The organism is Anabaena sp. UHCC 0253, from assembly GCF_009712085.1.
In the GTDB taxonomy this organism is placed as follows: domain Bacteria; phylum Cyanobacteriota; class Cyanobacteriia; order Cyanobacteriales; family Nostocaceae; genus Dolichospermum.
Genome location: NZ_VILD01000001.1, coordinates 813,164 through 832,489, shown reverse-complemented (window position 1 = coordinate 832,489; position 19,326 = coordinate 813,164). Strand labels below are relative to the sequence as shown.

8 protein-coding genes are annotated in these 19,326 nt (G+C 34.9%); 7 read left to right on the top strand and 1 reads right to left on the bottom strand.

The window, feature by feature from the left end:
- Positions 1-92: 92 nt before the first annotated feature.
- From FJR38_RS03720 to FJR38_RS03690, 7 genes are all read left to right on the top strand, one after another.
- Positions 93-4,721, top strand: a complete 4,629-nt coding sequence (locus FJR38_RS03720) for a type I polyketide synthase (RefSeq protein ID WP_168535467.1) — start codon at positions 93-95, stop codon at positions 4,719-4,721.
- Between the two features lie 51 nt (positions 4,722-4,772).
- Positions 4,773-5,723, top strand: a complete 951-nt coding sequence (locus FJR38_RS03715) for an acyl-CoA desaturase (RefSeq protein WP_168496074.1) — start codon at positions 4,773-4,775, stop codon at positions 5,721-5,723.
- A gap of 105 nt (positions 5,724-5,828) precedes the next feature.
- Entirely contained in the window at positions 5,829-9,155 is a 3,327-nt protein-coding gene (locus tag FJR38_RS03710) for a non-ribosomal peptide synthetase (protein WP_168535465.1), read from the top strand.
- Positions 9,152-13,342, top strand: a complete 4,191-nt coding sequence (locus FJR38_RS03705; RefSeq protein ID WP_168535463.1) for a non-ribosomal peptide synthetase — start codon at positions 9,152-9,154, stop codon at positions 13,340-13,342. The genes FJR38_RS03710 and FJR38_RS03705 overlap by 4 nt, the downstream gene beginning before the upstream one ends.
- A 4-nt stretch (positions 13,343-13,346) precedes the next feature.
- Complete coding sequence (gene recN, locus FJR38_RS03700; RefSeq protein WP_168496203.1) at positions 13,347-15,083, top strand: DNA repair protein RecN; 1,737 nt, start codon at positions 13,347-13,349, stop codon at positions 15,081-15,083.
- A gap of 141 nt (positions 15,084-15,224) precedes the next feature.
- Positions 15,225-16,946: a bifunctional diguanylate cyclase/phosphodiesterase gene (locus FJR38_RS03695; RefSeq protein ID WP_168535461.1), complete on the top strand. Its 1,722-nt coding sequence runs from the start codon at positions 15,225-15,227 to the stop codon at positions 16,944-16,946.
- A 49-nt stretch (positions 16,947-16,995) separates the two neighbouring features.
- Positions 16,996-18,087 carry a response regulator gene (locus FJR38_RS03690; protein ID WP_168535459.1) on the top strand — a complete coding sequence of 364 codons (1,092 nt, stop codon included), beginning with the start codon at positions 16,996-16,998 and terminating at the stop codon, positions 18,085-18,087.
- Positions 18,088-18,097: 10 nt separating this feature from the next.
- Here the strand turns inward: FJR38_RS03690 and FJR38_RS03685 are convergent, their stop codons facing one another.
- Complete coding sequence (locus FJR38_RS03685; protein ID WP_168535457.1) at positions 18,098-19,312, bottom strand: hybrid sensor histidine kinase/response regulator; 1,215 nt, start codon at positions 19,310-19,312, stop codon at positions 18,098-18,100.
- Positions 19,313-19,326: the final 14 nt, after the last annotated feature.

Here is a 19,326-nt window from a genome sequence, read left to right as displayed (position 1 = left end):
ATAGGTAATTAGCAAATATCCTAATTACTTATTACCAAGGATTTAACTATAAGTGAAGTTTTTACAAATCACAAAATTCCTAATTTAAACTTATGCCATTAGCAAACTCTGATTATTCCATTAATGATGCTGATATCGCAATTATTTCTCTAGCTGGACGTTTTCCCGGTGCAAAAGATATTGAATCTTTTTGGGAAAATCTCAAAGCAGGTGTAGAATCTATTTCCTGTTTTTCTGAACAAGAACTTTTAGCAGAAGGGGTTAAACCAGCTTTATTAAATAATCCTCATTATGTCAAAAGTTCCGGGGTATTAGAAGATATTGATTTATTTGATGCCAATTTCTTTGATTTTAGTCCTAGAGAAGCCGAAATCTTAGATCCTCAACAACGGTTATTTTTAGAATGTGCCTGGGAAGCCATTGAAAAAGCAGGTTATGATCCTCAAATATATAAAGGCTTAATAGGAATTTATGCAGGAGTGGGGATTAATAGTTATTTATTAAATAATCTGATTTATCACCGTGATTTGTTGGAATCAATTGGTGAATATCAAGTAATATTAGATAGTGATAAAGATTTTTTACCTAGTCGCGTTGCTTATAAATTAAACCTCAAAGGACCGGCTGTAAATATCCAAACAGCTTGTTCAACCTCTTTAGTTGCTGTACATTTCGCTTGTCAAAGTTTGTTGAGTGGGGAATGTGATATGGCCTTAGCAGGAGGAATTACCCTGCGCGTACCCCATAAAAACGGTTACTTATACCAAGAAGGCATGATCTTATCACCCGATGGTCACTGTCGCGCCTTTGATGCCCAAGCTAAAGGAACTGTGGGCAGTAATGGTTTAGGGATAGTATTATTAAAAAGATTAGAAGATGCGATCGCTGATAATGACTGTATCTATGCAATAATCAAAGGATCAGCAATTAATAATGATGGTGCTGTCAAAGTAGGTTACACCGCACCGAGTATCGAAGGACAAGCCGTAGTAATTACCGATGCTTTAGCTGTAGCTGATGTTGAAGCTGATACCATCACTTATCTAGAAGCCCACGGTACAGGGACAGAATTAGGAGATCCCATTGAAATTGCTGCCTTAAACAAAGCTTTTCGCCAAAAAACTCAAAAAACTCATTTTTGCGCCATTGGTTCTCTCAAAAGCAACGTGGGACACATGGATACAGCCGCAGGGGTAGGGGGTTTAATCAAAACTGTATTGGCATTGCAACATAAATTAAAACCACCAAGTCTGCATTTTCAATCACCTAACCCGAAAATAGATTTTGCCCAATCACCTTTTTATGTGAATACTCAACTATCTCCTTGGGAAAGCAGAGATGATATTCCTTGTCGGGCAGCAGTGAGTTCTTTCGGAATTGGTGGTACTAACGCCCATGTAATTTTAGAAGCAGCACCCAGTTTATCAGATTCGGAAACCTCTCGACCTTGGCAACTCCTGTTAATTTCTGCCAAAACTAATACCGCACTAGATCAAGCTACCACTAATTTAGGGGCATATCTGCAAAAAAAATCTCACTTAAATCTAGCAGATGTGGCTTATACCCTCAGTTGTGGACGTAGAGGATTTGATCAACGTCGGTTCTTAGTTTCTGAAAACATCAATGAATCTGCGGTACTTCTTAATACCTTGAATTCTCCAGAATTAGTCACAAATACTCAGGAAATAAAAGAGCGTTCCGTTGTCTTTATGTTTCCAGGACAGGGTTCTCAATACGTAAATATGGGGCTAGAATTATACCAAACTGAATCCGACTTTCGTGAACAGGTAGATTTATGCTGTGAAATCCTCAAACCCCAACTAAAACTAGATTTACGAGATATCCTCTACCCCAAACCCGCACAAATTCCAGCAGCAGAACAGCAACTACAGCAAACAGCCCTTTCGCAACCAGCTATATTCGTCATTGAATACGCCCTAGCTCAATTATGGCAGTCCTGGGGGATAATTCCCCAAGCCATGATTGGCCATAGCATTGGTGAATACGTCGCGGCTTGTATTGCTGGAGTATTTTCCTTAGAAACCGCTTTATCCTTAGTTGCCGCTAGAGGACGGATGATGCAGCAACTACCCCCTGGTACAATGCTTTCTGTACCCTTATCAGCCAACCAAATCAAATCGCTGTTAGATCAAGAACTGTCCATTGCCGCAATTAACGAACCATCTCGTTGTGTAGTATCGGGTACTACCGCAGCCATAGAAAAACTAGAAACCCAGTTAACCGCCAAAGGTGTAGAATGTCGTCGTCTCCACACTTCCCATGCTTTCCATTCTCAAATGATGGCCGCAATTCTTGACCCCTTTACACGGCTATTTACACAAGTAACCTTAAATCCTCCCAAAATACCTTATGTATCCAATTTAACTGGAACTTGGATCACAACAGAACAGGCCACAGACCCAAATTATTATTCTCAACATCTGCGTCAAACTGTCCTTTTTGCCCAAGGACTAGAAAATTTCTTCCTAGAACCAGAACAAATCCTTTTAGAAGTTGGTCCTGGTAGAGTTTTGAGTTCCTTCGCTAAAAAACACCCACGAAAACCCGTATCACAACAGGTATTCACATCAATTCGTCATCCCCAGGAAAATCAATCAGATGTAGGGTTTTTGTTAACTACCCTTGGTAATCTTTGGTTAGCTGGAGTGAACATAGATTGGTCTAATTTTTACTCTCAAGAAGAACGTTATCGAGTACCTTTACCTACTTATCCTTTTGAACGTCAGCGTTACTGGATTTCTCCACCAGAAAATAAAGAGATTTCGGCAGAACGTCTCTATACAATTAGTAAAAATCCAGATATTAAAAGTTGGTTTTATATTCCTTCTTGGAAACGTCTTCCTTTATCTCCAAATCAATTAGCAACATCAGTAAATCAGGTTTTGTTATTTATAGATGAATGTGGTTTAGGAACAGAACTAAAACAACAACTGCAAGCACAAAATAAACAGACAATTTCTGTCAAAGTTGGTGTAGCTTTTACTAAACAAAAAGAGGGAATATATACTCTTAATCCTCAAAATCCAGAAGATTATATAGCCTTAATTAAAGAACTGCAAAACCTCAATTTTATCCCTGATAAAGTTATCCATTTATGGAATTTAACAACTGAGACTTTAAATCAGGAATTAGATACAGCTTTAATAGCAACAGCCCAATATTTAGGATTTTACAGTTTACTATTTTTTGTCCAAGCTTGTGGAAAACAAGTTTTTCTCCATGACTGTGAAATTTTATCAATTGCTAACAATATACATGAAGTGACGGGATCAGAAATCCTCTGCCCTGAAAAATCCACAATTTTAGGAACTGTCCAAACAATTCCCCAAGAATACCCCAATTTTAACTGTCGTTTGATTGATGTAATTTTTTCTGAAGAGAAACAGCAAATTATCAAACAATTAATTGCCGAAATTACCACCAAATCAGCAGAAAAAAATATTGCTTATCGGGGACAACATCGTTGGGTGCAAACCTTTGCATCATTCCCCTTAGAACTTCCCGCAACCAATCACAAATTGAAAGAAAATGGCGTATATCTCATTACAGGTGGTTTGAGTTATTTGGGCTTTATCTTAGCAAAACATTTAGCTAAAACTGTCAAAGCTAAATTAATTTTAACAGGACGTTCTGCTGTTATTGAAAAAGCAAATTGGCAGCAATGGCTGGCTACTCATGACGCAGAAGATAGCATCAGTAAGCAAATTCGCAAAGTTCAAGAATTAGAAGCATTAGGGGCTGAAGTTATGGTAATTAGTGCTGATGTTGCTAATTTACAACAAATGGAAACAGCCATTAAGCAAGCAGAACAACGATTTGGTAAAATTAATGGTGTGATTCATGCAGCGGGTGCAGGTGCTATTTGGGGACAATCAATTAATGTAATTGAAAATATTACCAAAACCGAATGTGAAAATCAATTTACAGCTAAAGTATACGGCACATTAGTATTAGCTAAAATCCTCAAAAATAAAGAACTTGATTTTTGTATGTTGACATCTTCTTTATCTGCAATCTTAGGAGGATTAGGATTTGTAGCTTATGCAGCAGTGAATACTTTTATGGATACATTTGTTTATAGTTATAACAAAACAACAAATCATCCTTGGATTAGTGTAGATTGGGATGGTTGGAAAAGCAATCAACAAGTCATCATTAATAATCAAGGTTTTGGGGAAGAAATATCAGAATTAGAAATTACAGCGGAGGAAGGAGTTACAGCATTTCAACATATTTTAGCAGATCATCAATGTCATCAGTTAATTGTCTCCACTGTTGATTTAGAACCAAGAATTAATTTTTGGGTAAAGCGAGGTTTAGCAAAAAATCAAAATCTGCAAGCTGCAAATCGAAAAATATCAGCAAGTTCAAATTATATAGCACCGAGAAATGAAACCGAAGCCAAAATTGCTAATATCTTTGAATTTCTACTTGGTGTTAATCAAGTAAGTATCCATGATAGCTTTTTAGAATTAGGAGGTGATTCATTAACAGGAACTCAACTTTTATCTAAACTTAAACAAACCTTTGCCATGAATTTACCAATTAGCACTGTATTTGAGTCTCCTACTGTAGCGCAACTAGCAGAACTTATTGACAGCAAACAGGAATCAGGGCAAGATGATATGGACAAAATTAATGATATTTTGAATATGATGGAATTACTTTCAGACGATGAAATAAATGCTCTAGCTGAATAATCTAAATACCTTTTGTAAAAACGTTTATCTTTTGATAATTACTAAACATCTATGAAGAATCAAATAGTAGAAAATAATCAACCAGACAGTCCAACATCAACAAATAATGATGGACTATCTATCAATACAATAATCACAGCAATTATTGTTTTACTTCCTCTTGTCGGTACAGTAATTGGAATGGGAATTCTGTTTTATTCTGGTATTAGTTCATTAGAATTGGGATTGTTAGTTAGTCTGTGTATTTTAACAGTAATTGGTGTTGAAGTAGGGTTTCACCGACATTTTTCACATCATTCCTTTCAAACTACAACTCCAATTCGAGCTATCTTAACTATTTTCGGTTTAATGGCTGCTCAAGGTGGTCTAGTATATTGGGTAATTGAGCATCCACGTCATCATAAATATAGTGATGTATCTGGTGATCCTCATACCCCTAATTTACATGGAATCGGCTTTAAAAATCAACTTCGTGGCTTATATCATGCTCATATTGGTTGGATTTTTGAAGTTTTAAAGTCTGGAGATACAGATTCTTCACTCTTAGTTAAAGACTTGCTTAAAGATCCTGTAATTTTTAGAATTGACCAACTACAACTAACTTGGGTAGTGTTAGGACTGCTAATACCTGCTATTTTAGAAGGGGTAATTACATCGTCTTGGATAGGAGCTTTTAAAGGATTTATATGGGGAGGACTCGTGCGGATTTTTCTAGTCCAACATTTCATTTGGAGTACAAATTCAATCTGTCACGTTTATGGAAGTCGTCCTTTTAAAACCAATGGATTTAGCACTAATAATGTATGGTTAGCTATCCCTACTTTTGGTCAATCGTGGCATAACAATCATCATACTTTTCCCAATTCCGCAATTACTGGACTAGAATGGTGGCAAATTGATTTAGGTAAATGGTTAATTTGGATATTAGAAAAAACAGGTTTAGTTTGGGATGTAAAAAGACCTACAGCAAATATGATAGCTGCGAGAAAATTACAAACCTAAAGTTTTATAATTGAGGATAGAGGAAATACATAATTGTAGTTTTCTCTATCCTATCCTGGAAATGATATAAATTAACTTTATTGGGATCAAAGAGGATAATAAATAGTGGCTCAATCACAGCAAGATATAGCTAAAAAACTGGCAAGTCTTCCTCCAGAAAAGCGGAATATTTTAATTAAATTACTCAAAAAACAAGGAATAGATCCTTCTAAATTACCTATCATTCCTACCAACAGAGAATTAAACCCAATTCCTTTATCTTGGGGACAGGAAAGATTATGGTTTTTAGATCAGTTTGAAGAAAATAGTGCTACCTATAATCTATTACTAGGAGTAACAATTACTGGCAAATTAGAAATTAATGATTTGCAGAAAGCTTTAAATATGATTATCCAACGTCATGAAGTATTAAGGACTAATTTTCAAGAAATTAATGGAACTGTAGTACAGATAATTAAACCATCAGGAAATTGGCCTTTAATTATCGAAAATTGCCAAGAATCAGAAATTGCTATATATATTCACAAAGAACAGCAAAAACCTTTTAATTTAGCTACAGATTCTTTAGTCCGGGGGACTTTATTAAAAGTATCAAATTCTAAATTCATCTTATTAGTAACTAGACACCATATCGTTTGGGATGGTTGGTCTACAGGTGTATTTTTACAGGAATTATCTACTATTTATCAAGCTTATAGTCAAGGTAATAATCCTGATTTAGCACCTTTATCTATTCAATATGCAGACTTTTCTCAATGGCAAAGACAATGGTTAACCGGGACAATATTAGAACAACAACTTAATTATTGGCAGGAACAATTAAAAAATGCACCATCACTATTACAATTACCAACAGATAAACCTAGACCATCAGTAATGACTTTTAATGGTAAAAGTCAAGAATTAATTATTAATCAAGAAATAAGCAAAAAACTACAATTATTAAGTAGGGAAACAGGAACAACCCTATTTATGACATTATTGGCTATATTTGCCACATTATTATATCGCTATAGTCATCAAGAAGATATCTTAATAGGTTCACCTATTGCTAACCGTAACCGCGAGGAAATAGAACCATTAATAGGATGTTTTGTAAATACATTAGTATTAAGAGCCAATTTTTCAGAAAATCTCAATTTTACAGAATTACTAAATCAAATTAAGGAAACAACTTTAGCCGCTTATAATCATCAAGATATCCCTTTTGAACAAATTGTAGATGCAGTAAAAGTAGAACGTTCTTTGAGTCATTATCCTCTATTTCAGGTAATGTTTATTTTACAAAATACACCAAATGAATCTTTGGAATTACCTGATGTTACCCTAACACCTTTAACACTTGGCAAGGAAACTACAAATTTTGATTTAACATTAGATATAGAACCAACTGAAAAAGGTTTAGTCGCAACTTGGGAATATAATAGTGATTTATTCGCAGATGTGACAATTACGAGAATGCTATGTCATTTTGAAAATATTTTAACAGCAATTATTGCCAATCCTCAACTACAAATTAATCATATTTCTTTATTGACAGAAGCAGAGAGAAATCAGATATTATTTGACTGGAATAATACTCAAATTGAATACCCGCAAGAGAAATGTATTCATCAACTATTTGAAAAGCAAGTAGAAAAAACTCCAGAAGCAGTTGCAGTAATCTATGGAAATCAACAACTAACCTACAGAGAACTAAACGAAAAAGCCAACCAACTAGCCAACTACTTAAAAACATTAGGAGTAAAAGTAGAAACATTAGTGGGGATATGTGTAGAACGTTCCTTAGAAATGGTAATTGGACTATTAGGAATATTAAAAGCAGGAGGAGCTTATGTACCAATAGATCCTAATTATCCAGCAGAAAGAATAGCATATATGCTATCAGATGCCGACGTACAAATATTAATCAGTCAAAAATCATTATTATCATCCTTATCAGCACATCAAACAAAAATAATTAGTTTAGATCAAGATTGGGAAATAATTAATCAACAAAATTCAGAAAATCCAGATAGTGAAATAAAACCAAAAAACCTAGCATATATAATATATACATCAGGTTCAACAGGAAAACCCAAAGGAGTGCAAATAGAACATCAAGGAGTAGTGAACTTTTTAACTACCATGAGTCAGCAACCAGGGATAACAGAAAAAGATACATTAAACGCAGTTACAACAATCTGTTTTGATATAGCAGGATTAGAAATATATTTACCATTAATAGTCGGAGCAAAAGTCATAGTAGTAAGTAGAGAAATAGCGACAGATGGAAATAGATTATTAAAGCAAATGCAAGAGTCAGGAGTCACAGTTATGCAAGCGACTCCAGCGACATGGCAAATGTTATTAAGTGCAGGATTATCAACAGAGAAACTAAAGATAAAAGTGTTGTGTGGAGGAGAAGCATTAACAACAGAATTAGCAAATCAACTATTAGGAACAGGAGCAGAATTATGGAATGTATATGGACCTACAGAAACCACAATTTGGTCAATGCTGAAGCAAGTTGAGAAAATAAATGATTCAGGATCAGAGGGGATAATTCCCATTGGTTATCCGATTGCGAATACACAAATATATATTTTAGATAGTGATTTACAACCTGTACCGATTGGGGTAGCAGGAGAATTACATATTGGTGGTGCTGGTTTAGCGAGGGGTTATTTAAAGCGACCGGAGTTAACAGCAGAGAAATTTATTGAAAGTCCATTTAATAGCAACAATAAATTATATAAGACTGGGGATTTAGCGCGTTATTTAGCTAATGGTCAGATTGAATATTTAGGAAGAATTGATAATCAGGTAAAGGTGCGGGGTTTTAGAATTGAGTTGGGAGAAATTGAAGCGGTAATTAATGCTTATCCCGACGTAAATCAAGGAGTGGTGATATCCCGTGTAGATAGTCCAGGAAATCATCGCTTGGTGGCTTATTTGGTGACGAAAGATGGTTTTGATTTGCCAAAGTTACGCAATTTATTGAAGTTGCAATTGCCTGATTATATGATACCTGCGACTTTTGTGGTTTTGGATTCTTTACCTCTGACTCCTAATGGGAAGATTGATAAAAAGGCTTTACCTGCACCGGAAATTGATTTAAGTAAAGAAAAAGAATTTGTTCCTCCCCAAACTCCTACGGAGGAAATGATAGCTAATATCTTCGCAACTGTTTTAAATGTGCAATTAGTCGGGATTCATGATAACTTCTTTGAACTGGGTGGTCATTCCTTACTGGCAACTCAAGTGATTTCTCGTTTGCGAAAAGCCTTTGAGATAGAAATTCCCTTGAAAGAATTGTTTGCTGCTCCTACTGTAGCTCAATTAAGCGATCGCATTGAGTCACTCAGAAATAATCATAGTTTATCCTTAGCTCAACAGCTACAAGCTGTTCCTACTACTCAATTAGATAACCGGGAGATTATCGAAATATGAAAACTATAGAAGAATTTTTATCCAAATTAGCAAATCTAGATGTTAAACTTTGGCTTGAAGGTGAACGTTTACTTTGTGATGCACCTCAAGGCATTTTAACTCCTGATATCCGCACTCAATTAGCTGCCATAAAACCGGAAATTATTAGCTTTCTTAAACAAGTTAATCTTCAGAAAGATTTTTATCTCCAACCTATTCTTCCTGCTCCCAGAACTGGTGATTTACCTTTATCTTTTGCTCAAGAAAGACTTTGGTTTTTAGATCAATTAGAAGGTCAAAATTCTACTTACAATATCCCTGGAATGTTAAGAATTACGGGGAATCTGCAAATTTCTGCACTTGAGCAAGCATTGAAAGAAATAGTCAATCGTCATGAAGTGCTGCGGACAAATTTTAAAGCTGTCAATGGTACACCCATACAGGTAATTGATGATAAAAAAACTTTTACATTAACCATAGAAGATTGGCAGCATCTCAATAAAACAGAAGCTGATATTCAACTATTTTCACAACAAGAAACAGAAAAAACATTTGATTTAACTACAGATACTCTTTTAAGAGCCACTCTTTTACAAGTATCTAATCATGAATTTATATTGTTGGCAACTATGCACCATATCATCTCTGATGGTTGGTCAATAGGAATATTTGTAGAAGAATTATCTCACCTTTATCAAAGTTATATTCAGGGGAAAAATTCTTCTTTACCTAAATTACCAATTCAATATGCAGACTTTGCAATATGGCAAAGACAACGGTTGAGTGGAGAAATTTTAGAAACTCAAATAAACTACTGGAAACAGCAATTAGCAAATGCACCTGCTTTGTTACAATTACCAACCGATAGACCTAGACCTGCGGTAATGACAAATGCCGGCAAAAGCCACAGATTTACTATTAATTCCGAATTAACTCAGCAATTACAAAAACTCAGTAGGGAAAATGAAACAACCCTATTTATGACATTACTGGCAGGATTTTCTACATTATTATATCGTTATAGTTATCAAGAAGATATTCTCATAGGTTCACCAATAGCTAACAGAAATAGAGGGGAAATAGAATCCTTAATTGGTTGTTTTGTAAATACATTAGTATTAAGAACAAAATTTGATAATAATCCTAGTTTTCAAGAATTACTAAATCAGATAAAAGAAGTAACATTATCGGCATACTCTCATCAAGATGTACCTTTTGAGCAAGTGGTAGAAGTTATTAAACCAGAACGTTCTTTAAGTCATTCTCCTTTATTTCAGGTGCTATTTATTTTACAGAATGCACCAATGGAAAATTTAAAATTACCTGGAGTAAATATAAAAATATTCTCATCAGATATAGTTAGAGCTAAGTTTGATTTAACTTTATCAATGATGGAAACTGAGAAAGGATTAATAGCATCTTATGATTATAACAGCGACTTATTTGATGAAAGAACAATCATAGGAATGGCAGAACATTTCCAAAACATATTAACAGCTATAGTTGAAAATCATCAAATCCAAGTAAATACAATTCCTTTATTAACAACCACAGAAAAACAGCAATTATTATTTGACTGGAATAATACTCAAGTTGAATATCCCCAATATAAATGTATTCATCAGTTGTTTGAAGACCAAGTAATTAAAACTCCTAATGCTGTTGCAGTAGTATTTGAAAATCAACAACTAACTTATCAAGAACTAAATCAAAAAGCCAATCAACTAGCAAATTACTTAAAAACATTAGGAGTCAAAACAGAAACATTAGTGGGGATATGTGTAGAACGTTCCTTAGAAATGGTAATTGGACTATTAGGAATATTAAAAGCAGGGGGAGCTTATGTACCAATAGATCCTAATTATCCAGCAGAAAGAATAGCATATATGCTATCAGATGCCAACGTACAAATATTAATCAGTCAAAAATCATTATTATCATCCTTATCAGCACATCAAACAAAAATAATTAGTTTAGATCAAGATTGGGAAATAATTAATCAACAAAATTCAGAAAATCCAGATAGTGAAATAAAACCAAAAAACCTAGCATATATAATATATACATCAGGTTCAACAGGAAAACCCAAAGGAGTGCAAATAGAACATCAAGGAGTAGTGAACTTTTTAACTACCATGAGTCAGCAACCAGGGATAACAGAAAAAGATACATTAAACGCAGTTACAACAATCTGTTTTGATATAGCAGGATTAGAAATATATTTACCATTAATAGTCGGAGCAAAAGTCATAGTAGTAAGTAGAGAAATAGCAACAGATGGAAATAGATTATTAAAGCAAATGCAAGAGTCAGGAGTCACAGTTATGCAAGCGACTCCAGCGACATGGCAAATGTTATTAAGTGCAGGATTATCAACAGAGAAATTAAAGATAAAAGTGTTGTGTGGAGGAGAAGCATTAACAACAGAATTAGCCAATCAACTATTAGGAACAGGAGCAGAATTATGGAATGTATATGGACCTACAGAAACCACAATTTGGTCAATGGTGAAGCAAGTTGAAAAAATAGATGATGTAGCAATAATACCCATAGGAAAACCCATAGCCAATACAGAACTTTACATTTTAGATAGTTATTTAAAACCAGTACCCATAGGAGTATCTGGAGAATTGCATATAGGAGGAGATGGGTTAGCGAGAGGATATTTAAACCGTCCAGAGTTAACAGCAGAAAGATTTATTAATAGTCCATTTAATCCTGAACAAAAAATATATAAAACTGGAGATTTAGCTAGGTATTTATCAGATGGTAATATAGAATATTTAGGCAGAATAGATCATCAAGTGAAAATACGTGGGTTTAGAATAGAATTAGGAGAAATAGAAGCAGTAATTAATGATTATATCCAAATAAATCAATCAGTAGCAATTGCTAAAGCAGATAAATTAGGCAATCAAAATCTCGTAGCTTATTTATTAGTAAAAGATGGTTTTGAATTACAGGAATTAAGAAACTTCCTGAAATCTCAATTACCAGATTATATGATTCCTAGTGGTTTTGTAATCTTAGAATCATTTCCCCTTACTCCCAACGGTAAAATTGACAGAAAAGCCTTACCTGAACCTGAATTTACGAGAGAAAATTTACAACAAAGCTATCAAGCACCTCGTACAGCATCAGAAGTAATATTATGTGAAATATTCTCAGAACTATTAAATATTAATCCCGTAGGAGTCCAGGATAACTTCTTTGATTTAGGTGGACATTCATTATTAGCTGTGCGGTTAATGGCTTTAATTCAAGATAGATTTAAAATTAATTTACCTTTAGCAATTTTATTCCAATCTCCCACAGTAGAACAATTAGCATTATTAGTGGATGATCCTAATTTTAATGTTTCTAGTCCTACATTAATTCCTATTCAAAGCAAAGGCAATAAGCTACCTTTATTCTTTGTTCCTGGTGCTGGTGGTAACGTGATTTATTTAAATAGTTTAGCCCAGTTTATCGGTACAGAAAGGCCATTTTATGGATTACAACCAAATGGTTTAGATGGACAAGGAAAATTAGATGAATCTGTAGAAGCAATGGCTTTTACCTATATTCAATCTATGAAACAGGTACAATCTGAAGGTCCTTATTTTATTGCCGGTCATTCCTTTGGGGGTTGGATAGCTTATGAAATAGGTAGACAATTGCTCCAGAAAGGGGAGAAAGTTGGTTTGATATTTGAGGTAGATACACTTGCACCTAAACCTAAAAAATATCATATTCCTAAACACATGGAAGAGTGGCAATGGTTAGAAATGACTCTTAATCAAGCGGAAGGATTATATGGAAAAGAGATAGGAGTAAAGGGTGAAGAGTTACAGCAACTTAATTCTGAAGATGAGCAATATGCTTATGCTTTAGATAAACTGATTAAGGCTGGTATTTTACCCCCAGGAAGTTTGGTGAGGCAGCTACGGGGGATTATCAAAGTCTACAAGGCCAATAATGAAATAGAATATGTTGTGAAGGAAGATGAAGGAGATAAATTACCGATAGTATTATTTCGTTCTCAAGGGGGATTTACAGAAGAGGTTTCAGCGGTAAAAGAAGAGTGGTTTGCACGGGAAGATTGGGGTTGGCAAGAGTACGCAAGTATACCATTAGCGGTGGAATGGATACCAGGAGATCATCACACAATGATGGCTGTTCCTCATGTCGAAATCCTTGCCCAAAAATTTCGCCAATATCTGGATTAGTAAAATGTTGCTGTGCTTGAGAATTGAAAATTTCGCCTTGATTGATCATCTGGAATTGGATTTTGGATCTGGTTTGAATGTGTTGACGGGGGAAACCGGCGCAGGAAAGTCAATTATTTTGGATGCGATTGATGCGGTTTTGGGTGGTAAAGTTTCTAGTCGGGTGATTCGGACTGGCACAAATAGAGCGATCGTAGAAGCGACTTTTAGCGTCACTCCACCTCTAGCCGCTTGGTTAAGTGAGCAGGAAATTGATTTAACTGATGATAATGTGGTGATAATTAGTCGAGAAATTACTACTACTACCAGTAATATCCGCAGTAGATCACGGGTGAATGGGGTGCTGGTAAATCGTCAGTTAATGGGAGGATTGCGGGACAGTTTAGTAGAAATTACGGCACAAGGGCAAACTGTACAGGTGGGACAATCAGCCCAAGTTCGAGATTGGTTAGATTTGTATGGTGGTGATTCTGCTTGGCAAAAACGGCAAAATGTGGCTGCTGCTTATGGTGTGTACCAACAAGCCCGGCAAGCACTAGAAAAACGCCGGATATCGGAACGGGAACGACTGCAACAATTGGATTTACTCACCTATCAAGTGCAAGAATTGGGTGCAGCAAATCTTGATGATCCCCAAGAACTGGAACAATTAAATCAAGAACGGGAACGCCTCAATCATGTTGTTGATTTACAACAAATGAGTTACAAAGTTTATCAGGCTTTGTATCAAGATGAGCAGGAAAGTCGGACTGCTGCTGATTTATTGGCAGATGGTGAGATGACATTAACTCACATGGTGGAGTATGATTCTCAACTACAATCTTTATTAGAATTGGTGCGGGATGCGATCGCCGCAGTGATGGAAGTGGGTAGACAAATTAATGCTTATGGGGAAGCTTTGGAAGCTGATCCTCAAAGGTTGGAAGAAGTAGATGAACGGATACGGGAATTAAAACAAATTTGTCGTAAATATGGACCAACTCTGACGGAAGCGATCGCCTATTATGAAGTTATTCAAGGTGAATTAGCTGCATTAAATGATAGTGAACAAGCTATAGAAACTTTAGAACAACAAGAACAATTATATTTACAAGAACTCCTGCAAGTTAGTCAAAAATTAACCCAATTACGTCGGCAAACTGCGGCTCATTTAGAATCTCGTTTATTAGCCCAACTCAAGCCTTTAGCCATGGATAAGGTGAAATTTCAAGTGGAAATTATGCCAATTGCTCCCACAGCTACAGGTGCAGATAAAATTACTTTTATGTTTAGTCCTAACCCCGGAGAACCTATTCAACCATTAACAGAAATTGCTTCTGGTGGGGAAATGAGCCGATTTTTACTAGCATTAAAAGCTTGTTTTAATCAAGGGAATGAAGTAGGAACAATGGTATTTGATGAAATTGATGTGGGTGTTTCTGGTCGAGTTGCCCAAGCGATCGCGGAAAAATTGCACCAACTCAGTCAAGGACATCAAGTATTATGTGTAACCCATCAGCCTCTAGTTGCAGCTATGGCAGATCGTCATTTTCGAGTTGATAAATTAGTGATTAATAAACCTAGAAATAGTCATGATGAACAGCGGACAGTTGTCAGGGTGACAAGTTTAGATAATTTAACTACCCGTCGAGAGGAATTGGCACAGTTAGCCGGTGGGAAATCTGCAAATGAAGCGATCGCTTTTGCCGAATCTTTATTATTACAAGCTGCTAATCATCGAGAAACTACACAACCACAATAAGTTAATACAGGTTGATTACCTTTCCTGTTGCAAATAATACAACAAAAGCATTAAGATTAAACTAGCCATATACCTTTTTATCCTTAGTTTAAATCCCTGTTCCCTTGCCCCAACGACAATTTTTAACACACACCTACTTATATGAATACAATTTTGATCATTGAAGATGAGCCTCAAATACGAGAAAACATTCAGGAAATTCTCGACCTTCAGGGGTTTGCCACAATCACCGCAGAAGATGGATTGGAAGGGTTACAAATGGCTGAACGCCATCAACCAGATATCATTATTTGCGATCTGATGATGCCACGATTAGATGGATATGGAGTGATTAAAGCATTGCGTCAACAGCCATTGACTGCGGACATTCCCTTGGTTTTTCTTACTGCTAAAGCAGAACATCGTGATTTGCGTCAAGCAATGGAACTGGGTGCAAATGACTATTTAACCAAGCCCTTTGAACCCAATGAACTCATTCGGGTAATTTCGGTTCAACTAGAAAAACGCCAAATAGTTGCTCAACGCTACAGTGGACAGATTAAACAGATGGAAGATCAGATCAATTATCTGACTCGTCATGATAGCTTGACTGGTTTACCCAATCAATTTTTCTTAGAAGAGTATTTCAATCAAACTCGTCTTCAAGTCTACAATCAAAGTCAATTTTTACCCCTATTATTGATTGATATAGAAATTCTCTACCGGACTAAATTATTCTTTGAACCAAGTTTGAAGAATTTGTTAATTAAAACTGTAGGGGAACAATTAAATCAGTTAAATTCCCAAGATCAGATTATTGACTTAATTGCTTACTTAAAAACCGACCAACTAGCATTGCTATTAAAGCCAGTTCAAGACAGTAAAATCGCTGCTAATATTGCTTTACAAATTTTAGAAAATTTATCACAACCATTAATTATCAATAATCAGGAAATCTCTATTCAAGCTAAAATTGGTATTGCTTGTTATCCCAATGATGCGCTGCAATTAGGAGAACTATTGACTCATGCAGAAGTTACTCTAGAGCATTATAAACAAGAAAATAAAACTTACTATTATTTCTACAATCAAGAAATACTAGATATTGTTTTTAGAAAAGTAATTTTAGAAACTGACTTTTGGCAGGCGCTGGAAAGGAATGAATTTCAGCTTTATTATCAACCTCAAATGAATATTCAGACTAAAAAGGTTGTCGGTTTAGAAGCATTAATCCGTTGGCAACATCCAGAATATGGAATGATTTCTCCCGCAGAATTTATTCCTATGGCTGAAGAATCAGGCTTTATTATTCCTTTGGGAGAATGGGTTGTAAAAACAGCTTGTTCACAAATAAAAAAATTACAATTAGAAGGCTTTGGTAATTTAAATGTGGCTGTTAATATATCAGCTTATCAGTTTAGACAAGAAAATTTTCTTCAACGTATTCATGATATCATTATTGAGGCAAATTTCAATCCAGAACTATTAGAGTTAGAACTGACTGAAACTGTATTTATTCAAGATATTGAAGTAGTGAAAAGCCAAATAGAAGAGTTGAGGAATTATGGCATTAAATTATCAATTGATGATTTTGGTACAGGATATTCATCTTTTAAATATTTACAAGAATTATCTTTTAGCCACTTGAAAATAGATCGTTATTTCATTAGCAATATTGACAAGTTGGAAAATAAGCAATCAATTGTTAAAAGTATAATTCAGTTGGCAGATAGTTTGAAAATCAATATTATTGCCGAAGGAGTAGAAACAAATGAAGAGTTAAATTGGCTCAAACACAATCATTGTTCTATGATTCAAGGATATTTTATCAGTCGTCCTTTAACAATAGAGGAATTAAAGACTTTTTTACTAGCCAATCATTAAAAAACCAGAACCCCATTTATCTATCAATCAAGGAAACAAGGAAAATAACATGAAAACCATTTTAATTATTGAAGATGAAACTCAAATCAGAAACAATATCCGAGAAATATTGCACCTATCAGACTTTGATACACTCGTTGCTGAAAATGGGTTACAGGGTTTGGAATTAGCTAAAAATAAACATCCTGATTTGATTATTTGTGATTTGATGATGCCTGAATTAGATGGTTATGGTGTATTAACTCAATTGCGTCAGAATAGTTCTACAGCAACAATGCCTTTAATTTTCTTAACTGCTAAATCAGAGTGGTCAGATGTACGCCGAGGCATGGAACTTGGTGCTGATGATTACCTAACTAAGCCTTTTCAACCTCATGAATTACTACAAGCAATTACTGCTAGACTTGATAAAAAATCTATAGCTGACCAACAAATTCAACAAAAATTAAATGATTTAAGCAGTGCTATAAGTCACTCACTTCCCCATGAAATTAATACTCCTCTCAATCACATTATAGGATTATCAAATTTATTGATTCAAGAGCAGGGAATGCTTGCTAATGAGGAAAATTTAGAAATGCTAAATTTAATTCATCAAGCAGGTTTAAGAATACATAAGTTGACTCTTAATTTCCTCATGTATACAGAGATGGAATTAATATCATCTGATCCGGCAAAAATTGCAGCAATTCGCAATAATGGAGTCAAAAGTTTTGTCAAATCAGATATTGAAAATGTAGCTGTAAAAATTGCCCAAGAGTCCAATAGATTAGCAGATTTAAGTATAGAAATATCTGATGCAATGGTCAAAATTTCTCCAGCCAAATTGAGTAAAATTGCTGAAGAAATAATTGATAATGCTTTTAAATTTTCCCAGCCAAATACACCCATAAAAATCATTGGCTATAGCATTGAAAATACCTTTCATTTGTATATAATTGATTACGGTAGAGGTATGACTCACGAAGAAATTGCTAATGTTGGAGCCTATGTCCAATTTGGGCGCAAAATTTATGAACAACAGGGTTCTGGTTTAGGACTATTAATTGCTAAGAGGTTGGTGGAACTCCATGGAGGAGAATTTTCAATTGAAAGTATATATGGGAAACAAACAATTATTAGGATTGTTCTTCTCCAGTAAATTATCTAATTTATAAAGGGATGTTTTGAAAAGGAATACTAACTGTAAATGTTGTTCCCTTTCCTAATTGGCTATCTAGACTAATTTTCCCTTTGTGCAAATCCACACATTTTTTGACTATGGATAGTCCTAACCCTGTTCCCGAAATATTACCAACATTTGAAGCTCGGTGAAAAGATGCAAATAAATTAACTTTATCTGCTTCAGGAATGCCGATGCCACTATCACTAATTTTAAATATCAGTTGATTATTTTCTTGAGTTAAACTCAAGTTAACTAAATTAGTATTAGGAGAATACTTAATAGCATTAGTGAGGAGATTAGTGAGAATTTGCTGTAACAGTTTTTTATCGAAATAAATCATCAGAAAATTGTCAATAATTTCCTCACCTAAATCTACAGAAAAATCAATTTCATGTTGGGTACTTTTAGCTTCTATTTCCTCTTTGAGATGATCACAGAAAGCGATGATATCTAATGCTTCTAAATTTAATTCTATGATCTCAGCTTCAGTACGATTAATCATCAATACATCATCAAGGATTTGGGTTATATGCGTGATAGTGTTTTGGATTGTTTGTAGATGTTCCTGTTTTCTTTCTGGGGTGAGGCGATCGCTAAAATTTTGCAAAATCCCTGATGATGAGGAAATAATAGCTAACGGTGTACGAAACTCATGGGATGCCATGGTAATAAAGCGTGATTTTAATTGGTTTAATTCCTTTTCTTTTTCTAGAGATGCTTTTAATTCTGCTGTCCGTTCAGCAACTCTATTTTCCAATTTCTCAGTCAGTTCCATAAGTTGTTGGTTCTGAATTTCCAAAGCTTTGCTCAACTGGCTTAATTGCAAATGTGTTCTTATACGAGCAAATAGTTCTTCTTCTTGAAATGGCTTGGTGATATAGTCTACAGCACCTAAATTTAAACCTCTGACTTTATCAACAGTATCTATTAAAGCCGTCATAAAAATTATTGGAATTGACTGAGTGAGAGGATCGGCTTTCAATTGCTGACAAACTTCAAAGCCACTAATATCAGGCAACATAATATCTAGAAGGATTAAATCAGGAATACTGAGATGGACTTGCTTGATGACATTTAAACCCTCTACTTCAATGCGAACGTTGTAACCTCTGGCACTTAAAGCATGATCAAGAATTTCTAAATTGGTGGGATTGTCATCAACTATTAAAATCGTGGCGCACTCAGGTAAATTTTCCAACATCTTTAACTCATTCT

Bases quoted from the DNA above. Each gene is read 5' to 3' on its own strand.
- FJR38_RS03690 (WP_168535459.1), top strand. From the start codon at position 16,996: ATGAAAACCATTTTAATTATTGAAGATGAAACTCAAATCAGAAACAAT.
- FJR38_RS03720 (WP_168535467.1), top strand. From the start codon at position 93: ATGCCATTAGCAAACTCTGATTATTCCATTAATGATGCTGATATCGCA.
- FJR38_RS03685 (WP_168535457.1), bottom strand. From the start codon at position 19,312: ATGTTGGAAAATTTACCTGAGTGCGCCACGATTTTAATAGTTGATGAC.
- FJR38_RS03705 (WP_168535463.1), top strand. From the start codon at position 9,152: ATGAAAACTATAGAAGAATTTTTATCCAAATTAGCAAATCTAGATGTT.
- recN (WP_168496203.1), top strand. From the start codon at position 13,347: ATGTTGCTGTGCTTGAGAATTGAAAATTTCGCCTTGATTGATCATCTG.
- FJR38_RS03715 (WP_168496074.1), top strand. From the start codon at position 4,773: ATGAAGAATCAAATAGTAGAAAATAATCAACCAGACAGTCCAACATCA.
- FJR38_RS03695 (WP_168535461.1), top strand. From the start codon at position 15,225: ATGAATACAATTTTGATCATTGAAGATGAGCCTCAAATACGAGAAAAC.